This is a genomic window from Actinomyces sp. oral taxon 175 str. F0384, from assembly GCF_000223355.1.
GTDB lineage: Bacteria > Actinomycetota > Actinomycetes > Actinomycetales > Actinomycetaceae > Actinomyces > Actinomyces oris.
Map to the genome: position 1 here is coordinate 215,895 of NZ_AFUR01000005.1, position 20,516 is coordinate 236,410.

The window sequence follows — 20,516 nt, forward strand, 5'->3', positions numbered from 1 at the left end:
GGTGTGGGCGAGCCTCCGACGTGGCGGCTCGGAAACACCGTCGGGAACGATAGGGTGCACCGATTGAAATGGATTCTATTCACAGGTGGATTGCGTTGGTAAGAGGGAAGTGGGTCACGTTCGCCATCGGGCGGTAGTGCGGGTGGGGGCGAGCGTGTTTGGGGCGCGGCCTCACCGGACGCGCGCCGCGGCCATCCAATCTCCCGGATGATTCCAGGGTTTCCAGGCCCTCGGGTCGCCCCGACGGCGGGGTGGGTGCCGGGCTGACGACGTCGATTCCGGTCCGCTGCGCCCCCGAGTGTTGGCTCGGCCACTCACCCGTGACTTTGGTCGTCCCCGGCTCTCCCGGTCTGCGCCGTCCGCCGCGCTCGCGGCCCAGATCGGCTCAGGTGCTGCTGGAATGCGGTGTGGGCCGCGGTCCTGACTACACTCGGGACCATGATCGACCTGCGTGCGCTTCGTGAGAACCCCGAGCCCTTCCGCGCCAGCCAGCGAGCCCGTGGTGCCGACGTCGATCTCGTCGACCGCGTCATCGCCGCCGACGAGACCCGCCGTCAGGCGCTGGCCGCCTTCGAGAACCTCCGCGCCGAGCAGAAGCAGGTCTCCCGGTCCGTGGGGAAGGCCTCCCCGGAGGAGCGCCCCGCGATCCTGGCCAACGCCAAGGAGCTGGCCGAGCAGGTCAAGGCCGCCGAGGCCTCCTCCTCGGCCGCCGCCGCCGCGCTCGACGACCTGGCCCGCCAGTTCGCCAACCTCATCGAGGGGGCGCCCTCGGGCGGCGAGGAGGACTACGTCGTCCTGCGCCACGAGGGCGGCCGGCCCCGCGACTTCGCCGCCGAGGGCTTCGAGCCCGCCGACCACCTGGCGATCGGCGAGGGCCTGGACATCATCGACACCCGCCGTGGTGCCAAGGTCTCCGGGGCCCGCTTCTACTACCTCAAGGGCTGGGGCATGCGCCTGGAGCTGGCCCTCATGACGGCCGCCCTGGACGCCGCCGTCGCCCACGGCTTCACCCCGATGACCACCCCCACCCTCGTCACCCCGCAGGTCATGGGCGGCACCGGCTTCCTGGGCGCCCACAGCGACGAGATCTACTACCTGCCCGCCGACGACCTCTACCTCACCGGCACCTCCGAGGTGGCCCTGGCCGGCTACCACGCCGACGAGATCCTCGACCTGTCCGCCGGGCCCAAGCGCTACATGGGCTGGTCCACCTGCTACCGGCGCGAGGCCGGGGCCGCCGGCAAGGACACCCGCGGCATCATCCGCGTCCACCAGTTCAACAAGGCGGAGATGTTCTCCTACTGCCGCCCCGAGGACGCCGAGGCCGAGCACGCCCGACTCCTGGCCATGGAGGAGGAGATGCTGGCCCTGGTCGAGTTACCCTACCGGGTCATCGACACCGCCGCCGGGGACCTGGGCTCCTCCGCAGCCCGCAAGTTCGACTGCGAGGCCTGGCTGCCCACCCAGCAGCGCTGGATGGAGGTCACCTCCACCTCCAACTGCACCACCTACCAGGCCCGCCGTCTGGCCGTGCGCGAGCGCCGCGAAGGCGGTACGAGCCCCGTGGCCACCCTCAACGGCACCCTGGCCACCACCCGCTGGATGGTCGCCATCCTGGAGAACCACCAGCAGGCCGACGGCTCGGTGCGCGTGCCCACGGGACTGCGCCCCTACCTGGGCGGCCTGGAGGTCATCGAGCCCGTCGGCGCCACCGCCTGAGGACCGGCCCCGTGAACCCCACGCCCGCCTCCAGCCCCGGGGCCGCCCGCGAGACCGACGCCGTCGGCGAGCCCGCCGGCTCTGAGCCCACCGGCAACGGCCCGGCCGTCAACCCCGCCACCGGCATCGCCCCGGCCGGCCAGCCCCTGACCCAGCTGGGCGGCTCCACGGAGTACCTCGAGCACCTCGAGGACGGCGCCGACCGCACCACGGCAGGCGGCGAACGCGCCCTGCGCCGTCGGCCCCTGGACCACGAGGAGTACCACGCCCTCGTCCAGGACCGGATGCGGGACCTCGACGCCCTGGAGGCCGACGGCGGTGCCCGGCTCGCACCCGGCCACGGGCTCGTCGTCGCCCTCGACGTCGACGGCACCATCCTGGACATGGACGGGCACGTCTCGGAGCGGGTCATGGCCTCCGTCGCCCGCCTGCGCGCCCACGAGGTCCCCGTGGTCATCTCCACCGGCCGCGGGATCGCCGCCACCATGCCGGTGGTGCGCCACCTGGGGCTGTCCACCGGCTGGATGGTGTGCGCCAACGGCGCCATGACCCTGCGGCTCGACCCGGATGCCCCCGGCGGCTACGAGGTGGTCGACTCGCGCACTTTCGACCCTCGCGCCGCCATCGAGACCCTCCACGCCGCCGTGCCCGACGGGATCCTCGCCGTGGAGGACCCCGGCGTCGGCTTCAAGGTCTCCCGGCTCTTCCCCGACGGCGAGCTCATCGAGGACCAGCGGGTCGTCACCTTCGACGAGCTCGTCTCCCGGCCGGTCACCCGCGTCGTCCTGCGGGCCCCGGGTATGCCCGTGGATCGCTTCTCCCAGATCGTGGCCGACTCCGGGCTGCACTCGGTGGAGTACGCCATCGGTTGGACGGCCTGGCTCGACGTCGCCCCCGAGGGCGTCACCAAGGCCTCCGCCCTCGAGGCGCTCGTCGCCCGCCTGGGCACCGACTCTGCCCACGTCCTGGCTGTCGGGGACGGCTCCAACGACGTCGAGATGATCGAGTGGGCCGGGGCCGGCGTCGTCATGGGCAGCGCACCGCAGTGGGTGCGCGACCGCGGCGATATCCTGACCGAGCCCGTGTGGCGGGACGGCTGCGCCGCCGTCCTGGACGCCCTCATCGAACGAGTAAGGCACCCTTGATGCGACAGTCCCCCCTCCCTGTCTCCCAGCACAACTCCATCCCCGAGGAGCACGCCGCTCGCGCCGCCGGCCCGTCCGGTGGGGCGAGCGCTCCCGGCCGGGGCCGCGTGCGCCGTCGGCTGCGCCGAGGTGGCCGCCTCCTGGCCGCCGCCAGCACCCTGACCCTGGCGGCCGCCGCCACCGCCGCCTGCTCAGCCGGTGGGACGGGCTCGGCGTCGGCCACCGGCTGCGCCGCCTACCAGGCCTATCAGGGCCACAAGGGCGCCACCGTCACCATCTCCAGCAGCCTGACCGGCACCGAGGCCGAGCGCTTCGAGGCCTCCGTGGCCGAGTTCGAGAGCTGCACGGGCATCAACGTGGAGCACACCGGCACCACCGAGCTGCGCTCCCAGCTGCTCAACGGCTCGGGAGCCAACCTGTCCACCAGCTCGGGGGCCTCGCCGTCGAGCCAGGACAACCCGGAGAACCTGCCCGACCTGGCCATCGTGCCCCAGCCCGCCATGGTGGCCGAGCTCGTCGACACCGGCGTCGTCCACCCGCTGCCCAACCAGGTCAACAGCAACGTCGAGGCCGGCTGGGACCGGCACTGGATCCAGGTCGGCATCCACGCCTCCGTGCCCTACGGCGCCCCGCTCATGGTCTCGCTGAAGTCCCTCGTGTGGTACTCGCCGGACGCCTTCGCCAAGGCCGGCTACGAGGTACCCGACACCTGGGCCGAGCTGGAGGCCCTCACCAGCAAGATCCGCTCCGACCACCCCGACGGCTTCGTGACGCCCTGGTGCGTGGGCGCCGCCGACGGGGAGTCCACCGGCTGGGTCCTCACCGACTGGCTCGAGGACGCCCTGCTGGCCACTCAGGGACCCGGCGTCTACGAGACCTGGGCCTCGCACCGGGTTCCCGTCGACTCCTCGAACGCCGTCGAGGCCCTCGGCGCCGTCAACTCCCTGGTCCTGGACAACGGGCGCGTCGTCGGTGGGCGCGGCTCGGTCATCTCCCGCACCCCCGCGCAGGCCGGGGCCGACCTGGCCAAGGGCAGCTGCCTCATGCTGCACGCCTCCTCCTCCTTCGAGAGCCGCTTCCCGGAGGGCACCGTCATCACCGACGCCGACGGCGCCAACCCGGTGACGGTCCAGGCCCCCCGCCCGACCGCGAGCCCCACCGCCGGCAGCGGCGGGACGGCCGGGGCAACCGGGGCGACGGCGTCGGCCAAGGGCACGGCCACCGCAGCGGGCACGACGAGTACGGCCGGAACGACGGGAACGAAGGTCTCGGCCTTCGTCACCCCGGCGGCGGACCGCGGCTCGGACTCGGTACTGGTGGGGACCGACTACCTCGTGGCCTTCACCCGCTCGGACGCGGTCAGCGCGGTCATGGAGTACCTGACCTCCCAGGAGTGGGCCCGCACGCGGATGGCGATGGGCGGGGTGGCGACCGCCAACCAGGGTGTTGACCCGGACCTGGCGCCCAGCGACGTCGGCCGGCGCGCCACCAGGCTGCTCCAGTCGCGCCAGACGACCGTGGAGATGGATGCCTCGGACTCGATGCCGGTGGGTGTGGGCAGCAGCGCCCTGTGGGTCGGGCTGAGCCGGTGGTCGACCGGGACGGTGACCCCCAAGGAGGCGCTCAAGCAGGCCGAGGCGGCCTGGCCGAAGAAGTAGCCGCCCGGGTGGGGTGGCCTGACGGTGCAGCCGGTCTCGGGCGGGGCGCCGTCGGGTGGGGGTGAGCCACTCACGAGCGCTGCGGAGCATTGATCCGCGTCAGGTGGGTCGATAGCCTTGGATCCCCAGCGATTCAAGGAGGACTCATGGGACTGGGATGGTTCGGCGCCCCCGAGCACAAGCGTTGGCTGGCCTACGAGACGCACGCGCTGCTGCACTACGCGCGCGCCGCGCAGGTGCCCACCGGATTCGGGTGGATCGGTCAGGACGGCGAGGTGGACCCCGCCCATCCCGTTGAGCTGTGGGTCACCGGTCGCATGACCTTCGCCTTCTCCCTGGGAGCACTCATGGGGATTCCCGGCTGCCGCCGCTACGCCGACCACGGCGTGCGCGCCCTCAACGGACCCCTGCGCGACTCGGTCAACGGCGGCTGGTACTCGGCGATCGGCCCCGAGCCCGACGCCGAGGGACAGGGCGTCCCGGTGGATGGCGACGCCCGTAAGGAGTGCTACCAGCACGCCTTCGTGCTCCTGGCCGCCGCCACCGCGACGGCCGCCGACCGGCCCGGTGGCCACGAGCTGCTGCGCGACGCCATCGAGATCCAGGACCGCTACTGGTGGGACGAGGGCCAGCAGATGCCGGTGGAGTCCTACGCCGCCGACTTCACCGACCCCGAGGACTACCGGGGCATCAACGCCGCCATGCACACGGTGGAGGCCTACCTGGCCACCGCCGACGTCACCGGTGAGGTGCGCTGGCTGGAGCGGGCCCTGAAGATCACCGACTTCGCCGTCAACGTCCAGGCCCGCGAGCACGACTGGCGCCTGCCCGAGCACTACTCCACCTCCTGGGAGCCGCTCCTGGACTACAACCGCGAAGAGCCCGCCCACCCCTTCCGGCCCTACGGCGTCACACCGGGCCACGGGCTGGAGTGGGCGCGCCTGACCGTGCAGCTGCGCGGGGCGCTCATCAACCGCTCCATGAGCGCGCCGGACTGGATGCTGGAGGCCGCCGAGCACATCTTCGAGCAGGCCCGCACCGACGGCTGGCGCATCGACGGAGCCCCGGGCTTCGTCTACACCACGGACTTCGACGGTAAGCCCGTGGTGCACGAGCGCATGCACTGGGTGGTCTGCGAGGGCATCTCGGCGTCGGCCGCCATCCGTCAGGCCCTGCTCGACGACGGGCACGGGGAGATCGACGTCGAGCACTACGAGCACTGCTACCGGGCCTGGATCGACTACGCCGAGGAGTTCCTCATCGAGGCGCCCGGCGTGTGGACCCATGAGCTCGACCGCGACAACCGGCCCTCGACCCGCACCTGGGCCGGGCACCCGGACATCTACCACGCCCTGCAGGCCACCCTCATGGCGCGCCTGCCGGTGTGGCCGGCGATCGGGCAGGCCCTGGCCGAGGGGCGGCTCGACGAGCCGAACTCGCTGCTGCCGGCGCGCGCCAGCAAACCGCACCGGCGCGGGTTCTTCGGGCGGGCCTAGGGGCCGGTGCGGAGGTGGGGCCGGGCCGCGGGGCCGCGCGGTCGTAGGTTAGTGATCGCGATCGCCCGGTAGGTCGCGGGTCGTACCCTTACCCCTCGAACGCGAGACCTAAGGTACGACCGCGACGTCGGCGACCGGTGGGCTCGGGCCGGTGGGCTCGCAGTGACCGCGGGCCCGCCGGGATGGTAGGGTCTATGCCTGTCGCGCCCGGTGGGTGCGGCCTGGAGAGGTGACAGAGCGGCCGAATGTGGCGGTCTTGAAAACCGCTGTGCGCCTGGCGCACCGGGGGTTCGAATCCCTCCCTCTCCGCTCAAGTACCGCAATACCAACTAAAACTCACCGAGGTGTTATGAGTTGGGTGAGTGTGGCGGCGTTTTCGTTGCCAGTGAGCTCGGCGGCCATCGAGTGCAACCTGATGATTCTCCAGCTCGAGAGCCAGTCCCGCATCGGTCTGACGCAGCGGTCAGCCATCTCAGCAATGGCATCTACGTCAATAGTGGGAGAGCTGGGGAGAGGCCTCGACCTTAATGTGGTGACGACACTGTGATGACCAAGAGAGACACCTTCCGCGATACCGAACTGACGAACGGGGGGGGGACATGACGGAAGATTCTCTAGACATAACAGTCAGCGCTCGGCAGTGGATCGGGTTGTGCGCGTTGGCTGGTGGGTACTTCATCGCTCTCCTCGATCTGACAATTATTAACCTCGCAGTTCCCTCGCTGACACGGGACCTGGGCGCGTCCACAGCACAGGTTTTCTGGTCGGTCAACAGCTACGGTCTCGTCCTCGCACTGGCGATCATCCCGTCAGGTCGTTTAGGTGACCGATTCGGGCACCGACGCCTCTTCCTCCTGGGAACGATCGTCTTGGCAGTTGCCAGCCTCGCCTGCGGTGCCGCGACCTCTCCGTTCGTCTTGATCGCCAGCCGGTTCCTTCAGGGGCTCGGTGCCGGCATGCTGGTACCGCAGACTCTCACGCTCATCGGCGTCACCTTCCCTGAAAATATCCGTGGGCGCGCAGTCGGCATCTGGGGGTCAATTGCAGGAACTGCGTCCGTCGTCGGCCCCCTTGCTGGCGGAGTATTGATTGATGGGCTCAGCTGGCGCTGGGTCTTCCTCGTCAACCTTCCGATTGCTGTTCTTGTCGTGATTCTGGGCATGAGAAGTCTTCCGATCGAGGTGGTCCGGTCCGTGAGGGTTGATTTCGTGGGAACCTTTCTTGCGGGCATCGGCCTTGTGGCACTTCTCTATGGAAGCCTGCAAGGCCCCCATGCGGGCTGGGACCCGCTGACCATTGCTTGCCTGCCGTTCGCTGTGCTCTGCCTGTTTGCTTTCTTCCGGTATGAACGCCGCGCGGATCCGGCGTACGCAGTTTTTCCGCAGTCTCTTCGCAAGAATCCGCGGTTCCTCACTGCTGCCGTATTCGGTCTAATTGTGGCCCTTGGTGTATTCGCCTTGACATTTCTCGTATCGAACTACATTCAGTCCGTGATGGGGCAAACGGCAGTCTGGGCGGGGGCTGCTCTTGCGCCGGCGTCGATTGCTTCTGTGGTCACAGCACCTATCGCGGGTCACTGGGTTGATGAAGGAAAGGCCCGCCTCGTGCTACAGATCGGCTTCGGGGCGTCCGCGATGGGAACCGCCCTGAGCATGCTGATTGCCGCTACTGGGGTTTCTTGGATGTGGTTCCTGGGGGCGACTATCGTTTTCGGTGTCGGAAATGGCTTCTTGATGGCGCCACTGACAACAGTAGGTATGGCCGCACTGAGGAGTGACGAGTTCGGTGCTGCATCCTCCCTTCTCAACGTCCTTCGCCAAGCCGGTCCCGTGCTAGGTGGAGCTGTTGTCGGGCTCTTGATACAGGTGCTCGCTGCCGCGCCTACTGATGTCGACCCGCTGGGGCTATCGAGGTCGACCGTTGCCTGGGTGTTGAGTGTTCCATTGCTGCTGTTTTTTATCGGTCTCTTTGTGTATTCGTTCGTTCCGAGGTCGCTGGTGTCGGCAATGGACTGAGGCGGTTTCACGTCAGAGTGCTGCCGAAGGTTTACTTGTACTCGGGATCGGTCACCCACGTGGCTCTCGGTGTCCTCTGGGCGCAATGCACGAGAGTTGGTCGCTGCTGGGAGGGGTGGGTGCACTCCACGAGGTACGGGGGTTCTTGCATTATGCACAACTCCTGGCCAGTAGCCCCCGAGGCTCGTGGAGTAGCCGGCCGGGACATGGTCGACTGCGCCTGTGGGGAGGTGACGGGCAGGGTGCCGAGGGTCTCGAGTCAGACGAAGCTCGAGGTATCAGTGGCGCACACACGCAGGCGGTGCCCATCGGGGTCTGTTGCCACAAAGGTGTAGCCGAATTCGAGGACGGTTGGCTCCAGAACCATCGGAATGCCCAGCTTCTTCCATTGCGCGTGAAGACGATCGACGTCGGCACGCTCGACGTTGCTGAGACTCAGTTCGGTCCCGCCTACGTATGGCTCGGCAGTGGGTTCAATCTCGTCGGCTGCCTGCAGGCCGAGAGTGACGTCGTCGGACAATGCGAAGACGCTGAATCCTGGATAGGTCTTGATCGGTTCATGACCGAGAATCCGGCTGTAGAAGGTGGTACTCGCCTCGACGTCGGAGACGTAGAGGATGACGCTGTTGGGAACGAAGGTCGTCATGGTGATGCTCCTGGGACTCTCACGGGTATACGAGGTGGGCGGACGGCGTCGAGGTTAGAGACCATTGGTGCCACCTTGTGTCACGTACGTGCGAGGATGAGCCGGTGCGTGCTGACCGCTTGCTGTCCATGATCTGGCTGCTGCGTACCCATGGTCGTCTGTCCGCCTCGGATCTGGCTCAGCGGCTGGAGGTCTCACGGCGCACCGTGCTGCGGGACGTTGAGGCGCTGTCGGCTGCGGGCGTGCCCGTATGGTGCGAGCGAGGACCTCATGGGGGAGTGAGAATCGACCCCGGCTTTCGCATTGATGTGACGGGACTGAACCGTGAGGAGAGCCGGGCTCTCTTCGCAGGTCTCACCAGCTGGGGTGCTGCGCCACTGGGCCTTGGCGACGCCCTCGCCTCCGCGTCTCGCAAACTGCTCGCCGCCGTGCCCGACAGCCATCGAAGCTGGTCCATTGGCATTGCCTCGCGCGTCGTGGTCGATCCTCAAGGGTGGCTTCCCCTTCCCGAGAGCGAGCGGGCCGACGCCGTCTTCCACGCTGTTCAGGAAGCGGTCTTGACGCGCCATCGACTGCGTATGGTCTTCCGTCACAAGTCGAGGACGACGACGCAGGACGTCGTCGATCCGCACGGAATAGTTGCCGCTGGTCGCAGTTGGTACCTGTGCGCCTCACACGGCACCGAGGTTCGCTTCACCAGGCTCTCTCGGATCGAAGAGGCTGATGTACTCGCTGAGGAGTGTGCTGACGACTCCGGCTTCGATATGGCCGCGGCATGGCGGAAACAGCGTGAGGAGTTTCTTGAAAGGTTCGAGGCGATCACAGCCACTGTCTGGGTGCGGGACGAGCGTTGGAGTGATGTGCAGGAGTGGACGTTGCGCGCAACGACGACCGAGGCAGAGGGTGAACCTCCCGGAGATGACGGATGGACCTGTCTCCAGCTGGAGTTCATGGACCACCTGCATGCCATGACGATTCTGCTTCGGCTCGGTCCGGATGCCTGCGTCGTCACCCCCAAGCGCCTGCGTCAGGACCTCCTCGACTACGTGGACCTTATGCGTGAGCGGTACCGTGCCGATGGGAACTGATGGCGTGCGGCTGAGGCAGCACGCTCGCACGTGCCCCGACGGCGAGGAGCGGCAGAGCACTGCGCGGCCCGCCGCATGCCCCGCCGGAGGTCGCCCCAATCTCACAGGCGCTTGAGGGCCTCGCGTCGGCTGAGTGGGGACAGGCCCGGATGCGCCTGGACGAAGGCGCGCACCCAGTCGCCGTCCGTGCGCGCGTAGTCGCGCAGTGCCCAGCCGATGGCCTTGCGGATGAAGAACTCCGGGTCCTCCTGGTTGACCTCGATGACGGTGGTGAGCAGGTCGAGGTCCGTGTCGGCCTTGTGCTGGAGCTGACAGAGGATGGCGCTGCGCCGCACCCACATATCCGGGTCGGTGGCCCAGGCGCGCATGCGGGCCGCCGCAGCCGGATGCCCGCGCACCACCAGCCCGACGGCGTGGGAGGTCTCATCGACCAGATCCCACCACTGCCCCGTGCGCAGAAAGTGCTCGTAGAGCGCCAGAGACTCCATGCGTCCGGCATGCGTCGCGGAGAGCTTGGCGCGGATGACGGCCAGCGCCGCATAGCGCTCCTCGCGGCGAGCCGCCCCATCCCACAGGCGCCGCAGCGCCGCCTCCCAGGTGGCGGCCTCAGCCCACACATCGCTGTGGGCGGCGGCGATCCGTTGCGCAAGGCGCCGCGTGTCCGGGACCCCGACGCCGTACATCGCCATCTCGGATTTCAGGTACGCCCGCTGCTGCTCGGCTCGGGCGGGGTCGCCCGCCTCCGCCAGGGCCTGACGCAGATCGGTGATGAACTCCGCGACCCGCGCATCCGTCTGCCCGCTCTCCGCCATCCTCGCTCCTCCTCGCCTCACGACGTACTTTCACAGATATTCTTCAACATGATGGCCCTGGGTGGCGCCCGCCTCCGGGGCTTGACTCCGCAGACCCCGGGTCGTGAACGAGGGCCCCAGGACACCTACGCAGCCGGCGGCCGCGTTGCCTCGCCTTGAGGCGCCCGCACCGTGTCTTCGGCGGTTTGCTCACGCGGCATCCTCCCGGTAGGCTGCCCGTGCGTCCTGCGGCGGAGCCGTGGGAAGGCGATGGAGATGTCGCATAGTGGCCTAGTGCGCCTCCCTGCTAAGGAGGTTGGGGTGGAAGCCCCTCGGGAGTTCGAATCTCCCCATCTCCGCCACAGCGAGAGCCTCGGTGCGCAGCAGCGCGCCGGGGCTTCGTCGTTGCCGGAGCGCTCGTTGCGGTGGCCCCCGCGACTCCCCAACGGATTGCCGGGCTCTCGAGTCGGCCCGGCGGTCAGGGCGTTCGCCTCTGGCCGATTGGGGTGCCTGTGTGTCTTCCGGCGCGGATCCGGGATAGCGTGATGCTGTACTCGACTGAGAGGGACCTCATGTCTGACCACGACGCAACCCAGCCGCCGACCTCCGGCTCACCCCGCCCCGAACAGGGCGACGAGTTCAACGCCCGGACCGTCCTCATCAACCAGGACATGCTCGACGCCGCACGCGCCGAGCAGCAGGTTCCGGGGCAGGCACCCGGTGCCGTCCCTGGTGCGGCTCCCGGCGCCCAGGCCGGATCGTGGCGCCCGGCGCAGCCCGACCTGCCCACCGGGCCGCCCCCAGAGGAGCAGACGCGCGCCTTCTCCACAGGTGCCGCGCAGGCGGCCGCTCAGCCCGGTGCAGCGCCCGCTGACCCCTACATCCAGGCCAACCCCTACGCCCAGCAGGGCGGGGTCGGCCAGCCGGGTCAGCCCGGCCGACCCGATCCGGCCGCCGCCGGCGGATTCGGGGGCGCCCAGCCCGGTGCAGCGCCCGCTGACCCCTACATTCAGGCCAACCCCTACGTCCAGCAGGGCGGGCTCGGCCAGCCGGGTCAGCCGGCGCAGCCCGCCTGGGGTGGGTCCACCGCTGCCGACGGCGCCGCACCCGCGTCGTCGCCCTTCGCCCAGTCGGCCCCCGGCATCCCCTCGGCTCCGGGCACGTCCTCGGCCCCCGTCGCCGGTGCGGCTCCAGGCGCAGAGGCGAGTCGGGAGACCCCGCACTGGCCGGGGCAGCAGCCGCAGGCCCAGCCGGCGGGCATGTCGGACCAGCAGCCCTTCGCCCAGCAGCCCGCCCCTCACTCGCACCCCTTCAGCGGTGGGCGTCAGGAGGGCGAGGTCGGCATGTCCTCGGTCTTCCCCACGGCGACCGCGCGCGCCGAGGCCGAGCAGGCCACAGAGGCCTTCGTCCCCGGTGCGACTCAGGCCGTTGCCCAGTCCGCGCCGTCGTCCTCCTCAGCCTTCCCGTCGCAGAGCTCGGCGCCCCAGTGGGGCTCGGCCCCCTCCTCCGACGCCGCGGCCGGGCAGGCCTCATCCTTCTCCGACATGGTCCCTCCCGCAGCGGGCTCGCCATTCGAGCGGCCGGCGGAAGGCGGAGCGCTGGCAGTGGCGCGCTCCGAGGAGGCTGAGACCGCGGACTCGGTGGGCAGTTGGATGCTGACGATGCTGCTGGCCGGCATCCCACTGTTCGGGGTGGTCTACATCCTCGTCCTCGCTTTCGGCAACGGCCGCTCGGTCAGCAAGAAGAACTGGGCCAGGGCCACTCTCGTCTGGGGGATCATTGCCTCCGTTCTGGTCCTCGTGCTCTACGCGGTGCTGGGTGCCTCGGTGCTGGCGGTGGTCTCCTCCAACGCAGGATGAGCGGCCCGCTGCGCGCGGTGTGAGCACCGCTGCCGCAACGGCTCTCAGGGCCGGAGCCCCGTCGTCGGCGGGACTCCGGCCCTGTGCCCATCCTCACGGGAACAGGATTTGTCCCCTGGGTGGACGCTGAGTAATGTTCTTCCCGTCGGCAACGACATGCGCCTGTAGCTCAACGGATAGAGCATCTGACTACGGATCAGAAGGTTGGGGGTTCGAATCCCTTCGGGCGCACCAACACCCCGTCATCGGCTGAACAGTCGGAGCCGGGGTGTTTTCCATGTCTGCACTCCCCGGCCCCGACGGTGTGGCTCACTCAGCCGCTACTGACGCACCCCGTCAGCCGGCCTTCGATCCGACCGGACGAGCCACTCCGGCCAGTGTTGCCACTCCTGCTGGCGTCCCAACTCCAGCCGGAGCCCGCTCTTCGGCCCGGGGCTCCGGGTTCGCCGCGCAGACCTCGCCGTCGGAGGGAAGCGCTCCCTTGATGAAGTAGTCATTCACCTTCGCGGTCGCGCAGGCATTGAAGCCGGTAGCGCCGTGGCCGTACATGTCGACGCTCAGCAGGTGACTGTTGCGGAGCCTCGACACCAGCGCCTTGGACCACGGGTAGGGGGTGGCCGGGTCGTGCAGGATGCCGACGACGAGCACCGGGTTCGTGGCGTCGACGTCGACGTCGACGGGCTCGGTCTTACCGGTGTGCCCCCAGCCGTGACAGTAGGCGTTGTGCTGGGGCACCAGGCTGTGGAAGACCGGGTAGTCGCGGCGGTAGGAGGCCAGTGCCGCATCCCAGCTCGCCTGGTTCCCGGTGTCGGGGAAGTCGAGGCACCGGTTGGCCGCGAAGCCGTACACGGTCTGAAGATGCTCGACAATCTGTGTCTCGGTCGCCGTCGGCCCTCCCTCGCCCGGGAGGAACCCGGCATTCTTCATCAGAGCGGTGCCGTCGTGCGCGTTCATGGCCTGGGCCAGTCCCTCGTTGAGCAGCGGCCACTTGTCGGGTGAGGCGACGACGAGCTCCTTGATCGCATTGGTGGCCTCGGCCCGGTTCAGGGAGTCTGCGCCGTCGGAGACGGTCAGCGGATTGGCGTCCAGGCCGTCGAGGAAGGTGGCGAGCCGGGTGACGGCCTCATCGGTCGGGCCGTTCAGGGGGAATCCGGCCTGACCCTGCTGAGACTCGATGTAGGTGCGCAGCGTCTGCTCCTCGGCTGCCGCATCGCCCTCGAAGGACCCCTGCCGGGACAGGGTGGGGTCCATGGCGCTGTCCAGGACGACGCGCCCGACGTTGTCCGGGAAGAGCTCGGTGTACACGGCTCCCAGGTAGGTGCCGTAGGAGTACCCGAGGTAGTTGAGGTCCTGGTCTCCGACCAGGGCACGCATGACATCCATGTCGCGGGCCACCGAACGGGTGTCCATATGGTCCAGGATCTCGGGGACCTCCGTGTACTTCTGGCAGGTCGCGGCATCGCGTGAGCCCTTCGCGACGATGTCGCCGGCGCTGCCCGTTGTCAGCTGGGAGGGTGCCTCGGCCCGCCCGTCCACAATCGCCTGAACGTCCTCGGGGGACCAGCAGGTGATGGGGGTGGACTGGCCAATGCCGCGCGGGTCGAAGCCGATGACGTCATAGTTCGCCAGGACCCCCGACAGGTCGCCGGTCTTGTAGAGCCCGGCCTGGGCATTGATGAGGGAGATGCCGCTTCCCCCGGGGCCTCCGGGGTTGAGGAACACCGATCCCCGAGGGGAGGGGCTGGTCGAGGGCAGCTTCTTGAGGGCCACCGTGATGGTCTTCCCCTGTGGGTGGTCGTAGTCCAGGGGGACGGTCACGGTGGCGCACTGGAAGGCGGTTCCGGTGGTGCCGTCGGGGCAGTCGGTCCAGGTGAGTTTCTGATGGTAGAAGGACTCCAGCCCCTTGGGGATCTTCGCCCCGGTGGACCCGGTGGAGCCCCCGGAGCCCTTCGAGGAACCGTTGGAGCTGTTGCTGCCGGTGGTCTGAGACGGGCTGGTGCTGGCGGCATTCGTGCTGTTGTCCAGGACGACGCCGGTCGGCTGGGAGTCCTGTGCGGTCGGGCTCGCGACGGCTGCGACACTCGTGGCGAGCATGCTGCAGGCGGTGAGCGTACCGAGCAGGGTGAGGACGGTCAGGCGTGAGGCGGCGCGCGATGGCGGGGATGTTCGTGGGTGTCTCATGCCCACGATTCTCATGTCTTCGTCGAATATGAACCATACGGAGGACTGGTTGATTGATGTCGGGGTAGCCCGACCCTGCACCCTCCGCTCTCGGTGCTCCGGCTCAGCCTGCGCTCAGGTGTGGGCGGCCTCGAAGGCCTGGGCCAGGTCCGCGATGAGGTCGTCGACGTGCTCGATGCCGACGCTCAGGCGCATGAGCCGGTCGGTCAGCCCGTAGGAGGCGCGCACCTCGACGGGCACGTCCGCGTGCGTCTGCACCGACGGGCACGTCACCAGCGACTCCACGCCACCCAGGGACTCGGCGAAGGTGAACACCCGCACCGAGGCCAGGAAGCGGGCCACGTCCACGGACTCGGCCAGATCGAAGCTCACCATGCCCGAGTGCCCCGGGTAGAGCACCCGCGTCACGTAGGGGCTCGAGCGCAGGAACTGTGCAATCGCGGTGGCGTTGGCCTCGTGACGCTCCATGCGCAGCGCCAGGGTCTTGAGGCCGCGCAGCAGCAGGAAGCAGTCGAAGGGCCCCAGTGTCGCCCCGGTCGTGTTGAGCCGGTAGTTCAGTCGCTCGGCCAGGGCGTCGTCGGCCACCACGGCCACACCCGCCATGACGTCGTTGTGCCCGCCCAGGTACTTCGTGCCCGAGTGGACGACGACGTCGGCCCCCAGCTCCAGGGGCCGCTGCACCACCGGGGTGTAGAAGGTGTTGTCCACCACCAGCCTCGCCCCGGCGGCGTGGGCCAGCTCGGCCGCCTCAGGGATGGAGATCTCCTCCATCATCGGGTTCGTGGGGGTCTCGATGATGACCAGGTCGGCCGGGTCGGCCAGGGCGCCGCGCAGCCCCTCCAGGCCCAGGACGAAGTCGACGCGCGCCGCCCCCTCCTCGGCCAGGACCTCCAGGAAGCGGAAGGAGCCGCCGTACAGGTCCCGCAGCGCCACGATCCGGCTGCCGTGCGGCGCCAGCGTGCGGGTCACCAGCTCCAGGGCCGCCATCCCCGAGGACAGGGCGAAGGCCGCCGTCCCGCCCTCCAGGCGGGCCAGGGCGTCCTGGAGGACGTCGCGGGTGGGGCTGGCCGTGCGCGTGTAGTCGTATCCCGTCGACTCGCCCAGGCCCGGGTGGCCGTAGGCGGTCGACAGGTGGATCGGCGTCGTGATAGCCCCCGTGGCCGGGTCGGTCCCGGTGCCCGAGCGCACCAGCAGCGTCTCCAGGCGGAGCTGCGGGTCCGGGGCCGACGACGTCGGGTGGTGGTGGACGGGGAAGGTGCGGGCGGCCGGCGGCTGGGAACACTCGGTCTGAGCAGTGGGCTGGGGCGCGGACGGACTGGTCATGAGCGGTTTCTCCTCATGGGCGGGGCGGCGGGAAGACATGATGACTGACGGTCGACGGCGGCGCGGCCGGTGACCGGTGACTGGACGCCTGTGGGACGGCACCCTTGGTGCGGTCCGGGCGAGCCGGCTCAGGCGGACAGGGCGGCGGGGCTCTGCCCGGCCCGTTCGGCGGCGCGGGCGGTCACGGCGGCGACGGCCGTCTCCAACCGGTCCAGGGCGGCGTCGAGGGTGGCGCGGGGGCAGGCGACGTTGATGCGGGTGAAGCCCTCGCCGCCGGCCCCGAAGATCCGGCCGTCGTCGAGCCAGAGCCCGGCCTCGTTGAGCATGACCTCGTCGAGCTGCTCGGGCTTGAGCCCGGCGGCCTTCAGGAATCCCGAGCAGTCCAGCCACAGCAGGTAGGTGCCCTCGCAGGGGGCGGCCTCGATCCCCTCGATCCGCTCCAGGCGCGCCTCGACATGGGCCCGGGCGGCCGCGATGTGCTCGCGCAGGGCGTCCAGCCAGGCGTCCCCGCTCTCGTAGGCGGCTCGGCAGGCCGTCAGGCCCAGGGTATTGGGCTGGGAGTAGCCGGTGGTGGCCAGCTCGCGGCGGAAGGCTCTGCGCAGGTGGGCATCGGAGATGAGGATGTTGGCGACCTGCAGACCGGCGAGGTTGAAGGACTTCGACGGCGAGGTGCAGGTGATCGTGTGGGCGGCGGCCGCCTCGCTCAGGGAGGCGAAGGGCGTCGTCGCGAAACCCGGCAGGGCCAGGTCCGCGTGAATCTCATCGGCCACGACGACGACGCCGTGGCGGGCCGTGACCTCCTCCAGGGCTGCGAGCTCCTCCCGGCTCCAGACCCGACCGACCGGGTTGTGCGGGTTGCACAGGAGTAGCAGGCGCGCACCGGTCGCCTCGATGGTCTCCTCCAGGGCGGCCAGGTCTCGGCGGTAGACGCCGTCGGCGTCACGCACGAGGGGGACGGCGGCCACGGTGCGTTCGTTGACCTCGACGACGTCGCGGAAGGGGTAGTAGACGGGCTCCTCGATGAGGACCGTCTCACCCGGTGCGGTCAGGGCCCGTACCGCCAGGGCCAGAGCCGGTACGACGCCCGGGGTCACGGTGTTCCACTCGGCCTCCACCTGCCAGCCGTAGCGTCGGGAGAACCAGCCGGTCAGGGCCGTCCGATAGGCCTCGTCGGGCTCGGAGTAGCCGAAGATGCCGTGGCGGGTGCGCCACAGCAGGGCGCTGGTGACCGCCGGCGCGGTGGCGTGGTCCATGTCTGCCACCCACAGGGGCAGGACGTCCTCGGGGCGGCCGCGCTTGACGGCGGAGTCCCACTTGAGGCTGGCCGTGCCGCGGCGGTCGGGGACCGCGTCGAAGACGGCCGGGTCGACGGCGGGGGTGGTGAAGAAAGTGGCCGCGGGGGAGGAGGCGGTCGGCGCGTGGGGGGCTGTGAGGTCGGGGCGGGCCGGACAGGCGGAGTCAGTGGAGTCGGCGGAGCTGGAGACGGGGGTGAGGCGGGTGTGCATGACAGGAGGTCCTCTCGGGTGCCCTGGCGGCGGTGACGCGCGAGCGCAAGGAGCTGCTGCGGCGTCGGGCTCAGGGGTGGCCGGCGCGCGGGCCGGCCGAGGTGGCGGGTGACTGGAGGGATGAACACGGGGGCGGCGGGCCTCCGCGGAGTGCGACGAGCCGGTCTCAGGCGGCTCGGACTCTCACCGTTATGTGTCAGACAGCGACGGCTGGCGCTGTCAGCGCATGCACATTCGACCCTCGCCAAGGGTGCGCACCATCATCGTGCGGGCCTGGGGCGAAAGAGTCGTCATGGCTGTGAGCATAGCGGGAGCGCCGCCGCCGGCGCCACCCGGCGACGCGTTGCCCCCGCCACCGGCCACCGATCAGCCGGCGCGGCGCAGACGCAGGGAGTTGGTGACCACGATGACGCTGGAGGCGGCCATGGCGGCCCCCGCGATCATCGGGTTGAGCAGCCCGGCGGCCGCCAGCGGGATCGCGGCCACGTTGTAGGCGAAGGCCCAGAACAGGTTCTGACGGATGATCCGCAGGGTCGCCCGCGACACCCGCACCGCCGCCACCGCCGCATCCAGGTCCGTGCGCACCAGGGTGATGTCGGCGGCCTCAATGGCCACGTCCGCCCCCGAGCCCATGGCGAAGCCCAGGCCCTGCGTGCCGGCCTGAGCCAGGGCGGCGGCGTCGTTGACCCCGTCGCCCACCATGCCGACCACCGCGCCCTGGGCCTGCAGGTCGGCGACGACGTCGCGCTTGTCGGCGGGCAGCACCTCGGCGCGCACGTCGGCGGCCTCGATCCCCACCTGGGCCGCCACGTGCTCGGCGGCCCGGGTGTTGTCCCCGGTCAGCAGCACCGGCCGGATCCCCAGCTCGCGCAGTGCCGCCACCGCCTCCCGCGAGGAGGGCCGCACCGTGTCCCGCACCACGAGAACCGCCATGGCCTTCAGTGGCTGCGTATCGGGGGCCGTCGCGCCGGCGTCGGCGGAGGCATCAGCGGTGCTGTCCGCGGCGGCCCCGTCAGGCGCCCCGGTCTCAACGTTCGCGGCCTCACCGGCCCCGCCCACGGCCAGGACGACGGCGGTCGCCCCGGAGTCCTGGGCCTCCTCCACGGCGGAGCGCACCGCCTCGGGGACCTCGGCGCCCATCTCGCCGGCGAGCCAGCCCGGCCGACCCACCGCGACCCGGCGCCCCTCCACGGTGGCGGAGACGCCCCGGCCCTCGTGGTTGGAGAAGTCAGCCGGCGTCGGCAGGTCGCCCAATCGCTCGCGGGCGGCCGCCGTGATGGCTGTGGCCACCGGGTGCTCCGAGGCGGACTCGACCGCCCCCGCCAGGCGCAGCGCCTCCTCCCCGAGCGGGGCTAGGCCCGCAGCGGTGTCTGCTCCGGCGCCCACTTCCCGGCAGGCCTCGACGTCCAGGCTCATGCGCCCCTGGGTGACCGTGCCGGTCTTGTCCATGACCATCGTGTCCAGCGCCCGCGTCGACTCCAGCACCTCCGGGCCCTTGATGACCACGCCCAGCTGGGCGGCCCGGCCCGAACCGACCAGCAGCGCCGTCGGCGTGGCCAGCCCCAGCGCGCAGGGGCAGGCGATGACGAGCACGGCCACCGCCGCGGTGAAGGCCGCCTGCGGGCTGTGCCCGGTGAGCAGCCACCCCGCCAGGGTCGCGGCGGACAGCGCCAGGACGATGGGCACGAACACCCCCGAGATCCGGTCCGCCAGGCGCTGGACGGGGGCCTTGCCCGCCTGCGCGGCCGTCACCATCCGGCCGATCCGCGCCAGCGTCGTCCCCTCGCCCACGGCCGTGGCCCGCACCAGCAGGACGCCGGAGGTGTTGACGGTCGCCCCGGTGACGGTCTGTCCGGCCTCGACCTCGGTGGGTACGGACTCCCCGGTGAGCAGTGAGGCGTCCACGGCCGAGCGGCCCTCGACGACGACGCCGTCGGCGGCCACCTTCTCACCCGGCCGCACGAGGAACAGATCCCCGGCCGCCAGGTCCTCAATACTGATGCGCTCCTCGGTGCGGGTGGCCTCCGCGCGCGGCGAGCCGTCCTCGTCCAGGACGTCGACGGCGTCGCGGCTACCCGACGGCGAGGTGAGGACGACCCGGGTCACCTCCTTGGCGCCCAGCTCCAGCAGGGCGCGCAGGGCGTCGCCGGAACGGTACTTGGCGCGCGCCTCCGCGTAGCGGCCCGCCAGGAGGAAGGTGGTCACCCAGGCGGCCGACTCGAAGTACATGTGGGCGGCATGCCCCTGGGAGCGGGGCAGCAGCTCCATGCTCATCCGCATGCCGATGTGTCCGGCCCCGCCGAGCACCAGCGCCCACAGGCTCCAGCCGGTCGCGGCGATCACCCCGAGGGACACGAGCGTGTCCATGGTGAAGGCCCCGTGGCGCAGCGCCCGGAAGGCCGCCTTGTGGAAGGGCCAGGCCCCCCAGACCGCCACCGGCAGCGCCATGAGCGCCACCGTCCACTGCCAGCCCGGCAGCTGGAGGGCCGGCACCATGGAGATCGCCATGATCGGCACTGACAGGATGAGGCAGTAGATGAGCCGCAGCCGCAGGTCGGCGGCCCGCTCCATATGCGAGGCGCCCAGGGACTTTGCCCCGCTCCCGGAGGCGGAGCGGGGGGAGGTGCCGGCGGGGCCGTTCGTGCCGGCGAGGGCGCCGGGGCGCATGGCCGGTGTCGCGGCCATGGACAGCGTCGCGAGGCCGCCTGTGCCCTTGGCGCCGCGTCCACCCCCGGCCGAACCGGGAACGGACGGTCCCGACGCCGGTGCCGCCGACGTCGTTGACTCAGGCTCCCCGGCCGGCGCCGTCTCCGATTGCGCCGACTCATCTGGTGAGGCGGTGTCCAGCAGGGCGCCGGTATAGCCGGCGCGGGCGACCGTGGCCAGGAGGTCATCGACGCTCACCGCGCTCGGGGCGGTGATGCGGGCCGACTCGGTGGCGAGGTTGACCGAGGCGCTCACGCCGTCGAGCTTGTTCAGCTTCTTCTCCACCCGGGCCACGCAGCTGGCGCAGGTCATGCCCCCGATGGAGAGGTTGACGGTGCGCAGCTGCCCGTCGAGTTCCTGGCTGGTCGTACTCATGGGAGCCTC

13 protein-coding genes and 3 tRNA genes are annotated in these 20,516 nt (G+C 70.3%); 10 read left to right on the plus strand and 6 right to left on the minus strand.

Features of this window, described 5'->3' with window-relative positions:
• The first annotated feature begins 438 nt into the window (after positions 1-438).
• The 6 genes from serS to HMPREF9058_RS08640 all read left to right on the plus strand — a co-directional run bounded on the left by serS (position 439) and on the right by HMPREF9058_RS08640 (position 8,033).
• Positions 439-1,719, plus strand: coding sequence for a serine--tRNA ligase (serS, locus tag HMPREF9058_RS08610; protein ID WP_043538066.1), 1,281 nt, complete (start codon positions 439-441; stop codon positions 1,717-1,719).
• Between the two features lie 11 nt (positions 1,720-1,730).
• A complete protein-coding gene (locus HMPREF9058_RS08615) occupies positions 1,731-2,864 on the plus strand; it encodes an HAD family hydrolase (RefSeq protein WP_009406911.1) in 1,134 nt (377 codons plus the stop codon).
• On the plus strand, positions 2,864-4,522 hold the full coding sequence (locus HMPREF9058_RS08620; RefSeq protein WP_009406760.1) for an ABC transporter substrate-binding protein: 1,659 nt from the start codon (positions 2,864-2,866) through the stop codon (positions 4,520-4,522). The genes HMPREF9058_RS08615 and HMPREF9058_RS08620 overlap by 1 nt, the downstream gene beginning before the upstream one ends.
• A gap of 146 nt (positions 4,523-4,668) precedes the next feature.
• Entirely contained in the window at positions 4,669-6,018 is a 1,350-nt protein-coding gene (locus HMPREF9058_RS08625) for an AGE family epimerase/isomerase (protein WP_009406905.1), read from the plus strand.
• 223 nt (positions 6,019-6,241) lie between these two features.
• Positions 6,242-6,327, plus strand: a tRNA-Ser gene (locus HMPREF9058_RS08630).
• Positions 6,328-6,617: 290 nt separating this feature from the next.
• Positions 6,618-8,033 carry a DHA2 family efflux MFS transporter permease subunit gene (locus tag HMPREF9058_RS08640; RefSeq protein WP_009406851.1) on the plus strand — a complete coding sequence of 472 codons (1,416 nt, stop codon included), beginning with the start codon at positions 6,618-6,620 and terminating at the stop codon, positions 8,031-8,033.
• A 259-nt stretch (positions 8,034-8,292) separates the two neighbouring features.
• Here HMPREF9058_RS08640 and HMPREF9058_RS08645 read toward each other — a convergent pair whose 3' ends face one another.
• On the minus strand, positions 8,293-8,679 hold the full coding sequence (locus HMPREF9058_RS08645; RefSeq protein ID WP_009406771.1) for a VOC family protein: 387 nt from the start codon (positions 8,677-8,679) through the stop codon (positions 8,293-8,295).
• 104 nt (positions 8,680-8,783) lie between these two features.
• On the opposite strand from HMPREF9058_RS08645, the gene HMPREF9058_RS08650 reads away from it, so the two are divergent.
• Complete coding sequence (locus HMPREF9058_RS08650) at positions 8,784-9,767, plus strand: YafY family protein (RefSeq protein ID WP_009406877.1); 984 nt, start codon at positions 8,784-8,786, stop codon at positions 9,765-9,767.
• A 101-nt stretch (positions 9,768-9,868) separates the two neighbouring features.
• Here HMPREF9058_RS08650 and HMPREF9058_RS08655 read toward each other — a convergent pair whose 3' ends face one another.
• Positions 9,869-10,579 carry a DNA alkylation repair protein gene (locus tag HMPREF9058_RS08655; RefSeq protein WP_009406753.1) on the minus strand — a complete coding sequence of 237 codons (711 nt, stop codon included), beginning with the start codon at positions 10,577-10,579 and terminating at the stop codon, positions 9,869-9,871.
• A gap of 251 nt (positions 10,580-10,830) precedes the next feature.
• Here HMPREF9058_RS08655 and HMPREF9058_RS08660 point away from each other — a divergent pair.
• From HMPREF9058_RS08660 to HMPREF9058_RS08670, 3 genes are all read left to right on the plus strand, one after another.
• Positions 10,831-10,920: transfer RNA gene (locus HMPREF9058_RS08660), tRNA-Ser, on the plus strand.
• A gap of 210 nt (positions 10,921-11,130) precedes the next feature.
• On the plus strand, positions 11,131-12,417 hold the full coding sequence (locus HMPREF9058_RS08665; protein WP_254654115.1) for a hypothetical protein: 1,287 nt from the start codon (positions 11,131-11,133) through the stop codon (positions 12,415-12,417).
• A 158-nt stretch (positions 12,418-12,575) separates the two neighbouring features.
• Positions 12,576-12,651: transfer RNA gene (locus HMPREF9058_RS08670), tRNA-Arg, on the plus strand.
• Positions 12,652-12,753: 102 nt separating this feature from the next.
• On the opposite strand, the gene HMPREF9058_RS08675 is transcribed toward HMPREF9058_RS08670, so the two are convergent.
• The 4 genes from HMPREF9058_RS08675 to HMPREF9058_RS08690 all read right to left on the minus strand — a co-directional run bounded on the left by HMPREF9058_RS08675 (position 12,754) and on the right by HMPREF9058_RS08690 (position 20,507).
• Positions 12,754-14,598, minus strand: a complete 1,845-nt coding sequence (locus tag HMPREF9058_RS08675; protein ID WP_043538029.1) for an alpha/beta hydrolase — start codon at positions 14,596-14,598, stop codon at positions 12,754-12,756.
• Positions 14,599-14,712: 114 nt separating this feature from the next.
• The gene (locus HMPREF9058_RS08680) at positions 14,713-15,921 is read right to left on the minus strand and encodes a PLP-dependent transferase (RefSeq protein WP_009406757.1); all 1,209 of its coding nucleotides are present in this window, start codon (positions 15,919-15,921) and stop codon (positions 14,713-14,715) included.
• 128 nt (positions 15,922-16,049) lie between these two features.
• A complete protein-coding gene (locus HMPREF9058_RS08685; protein ID WP_009406755.1) occupies positions 16,050-17,426 on the minus strand; it encodes a MalY/PatB family protein in 1,377 nt (458 codons plus the stop codon).
• 366 nt (positions 17,427-17,792) lie between these two features.
• The gene (locus HMPREF9058_RS08690) at positions 17,793-20,507 is read right to left on the minus strand and encodes a cation-translocating P-type ATPase (RefSeq protein ID WP_009406944.1); all 2,715 of its coding nucleotides are present in this window, start codon (positions 20,505-20,507) and stop codon (positions 17,793-17,795) included.
• Between the last annotated feature and the right edge of the window lie 9 nt (positions 20,508-20,516).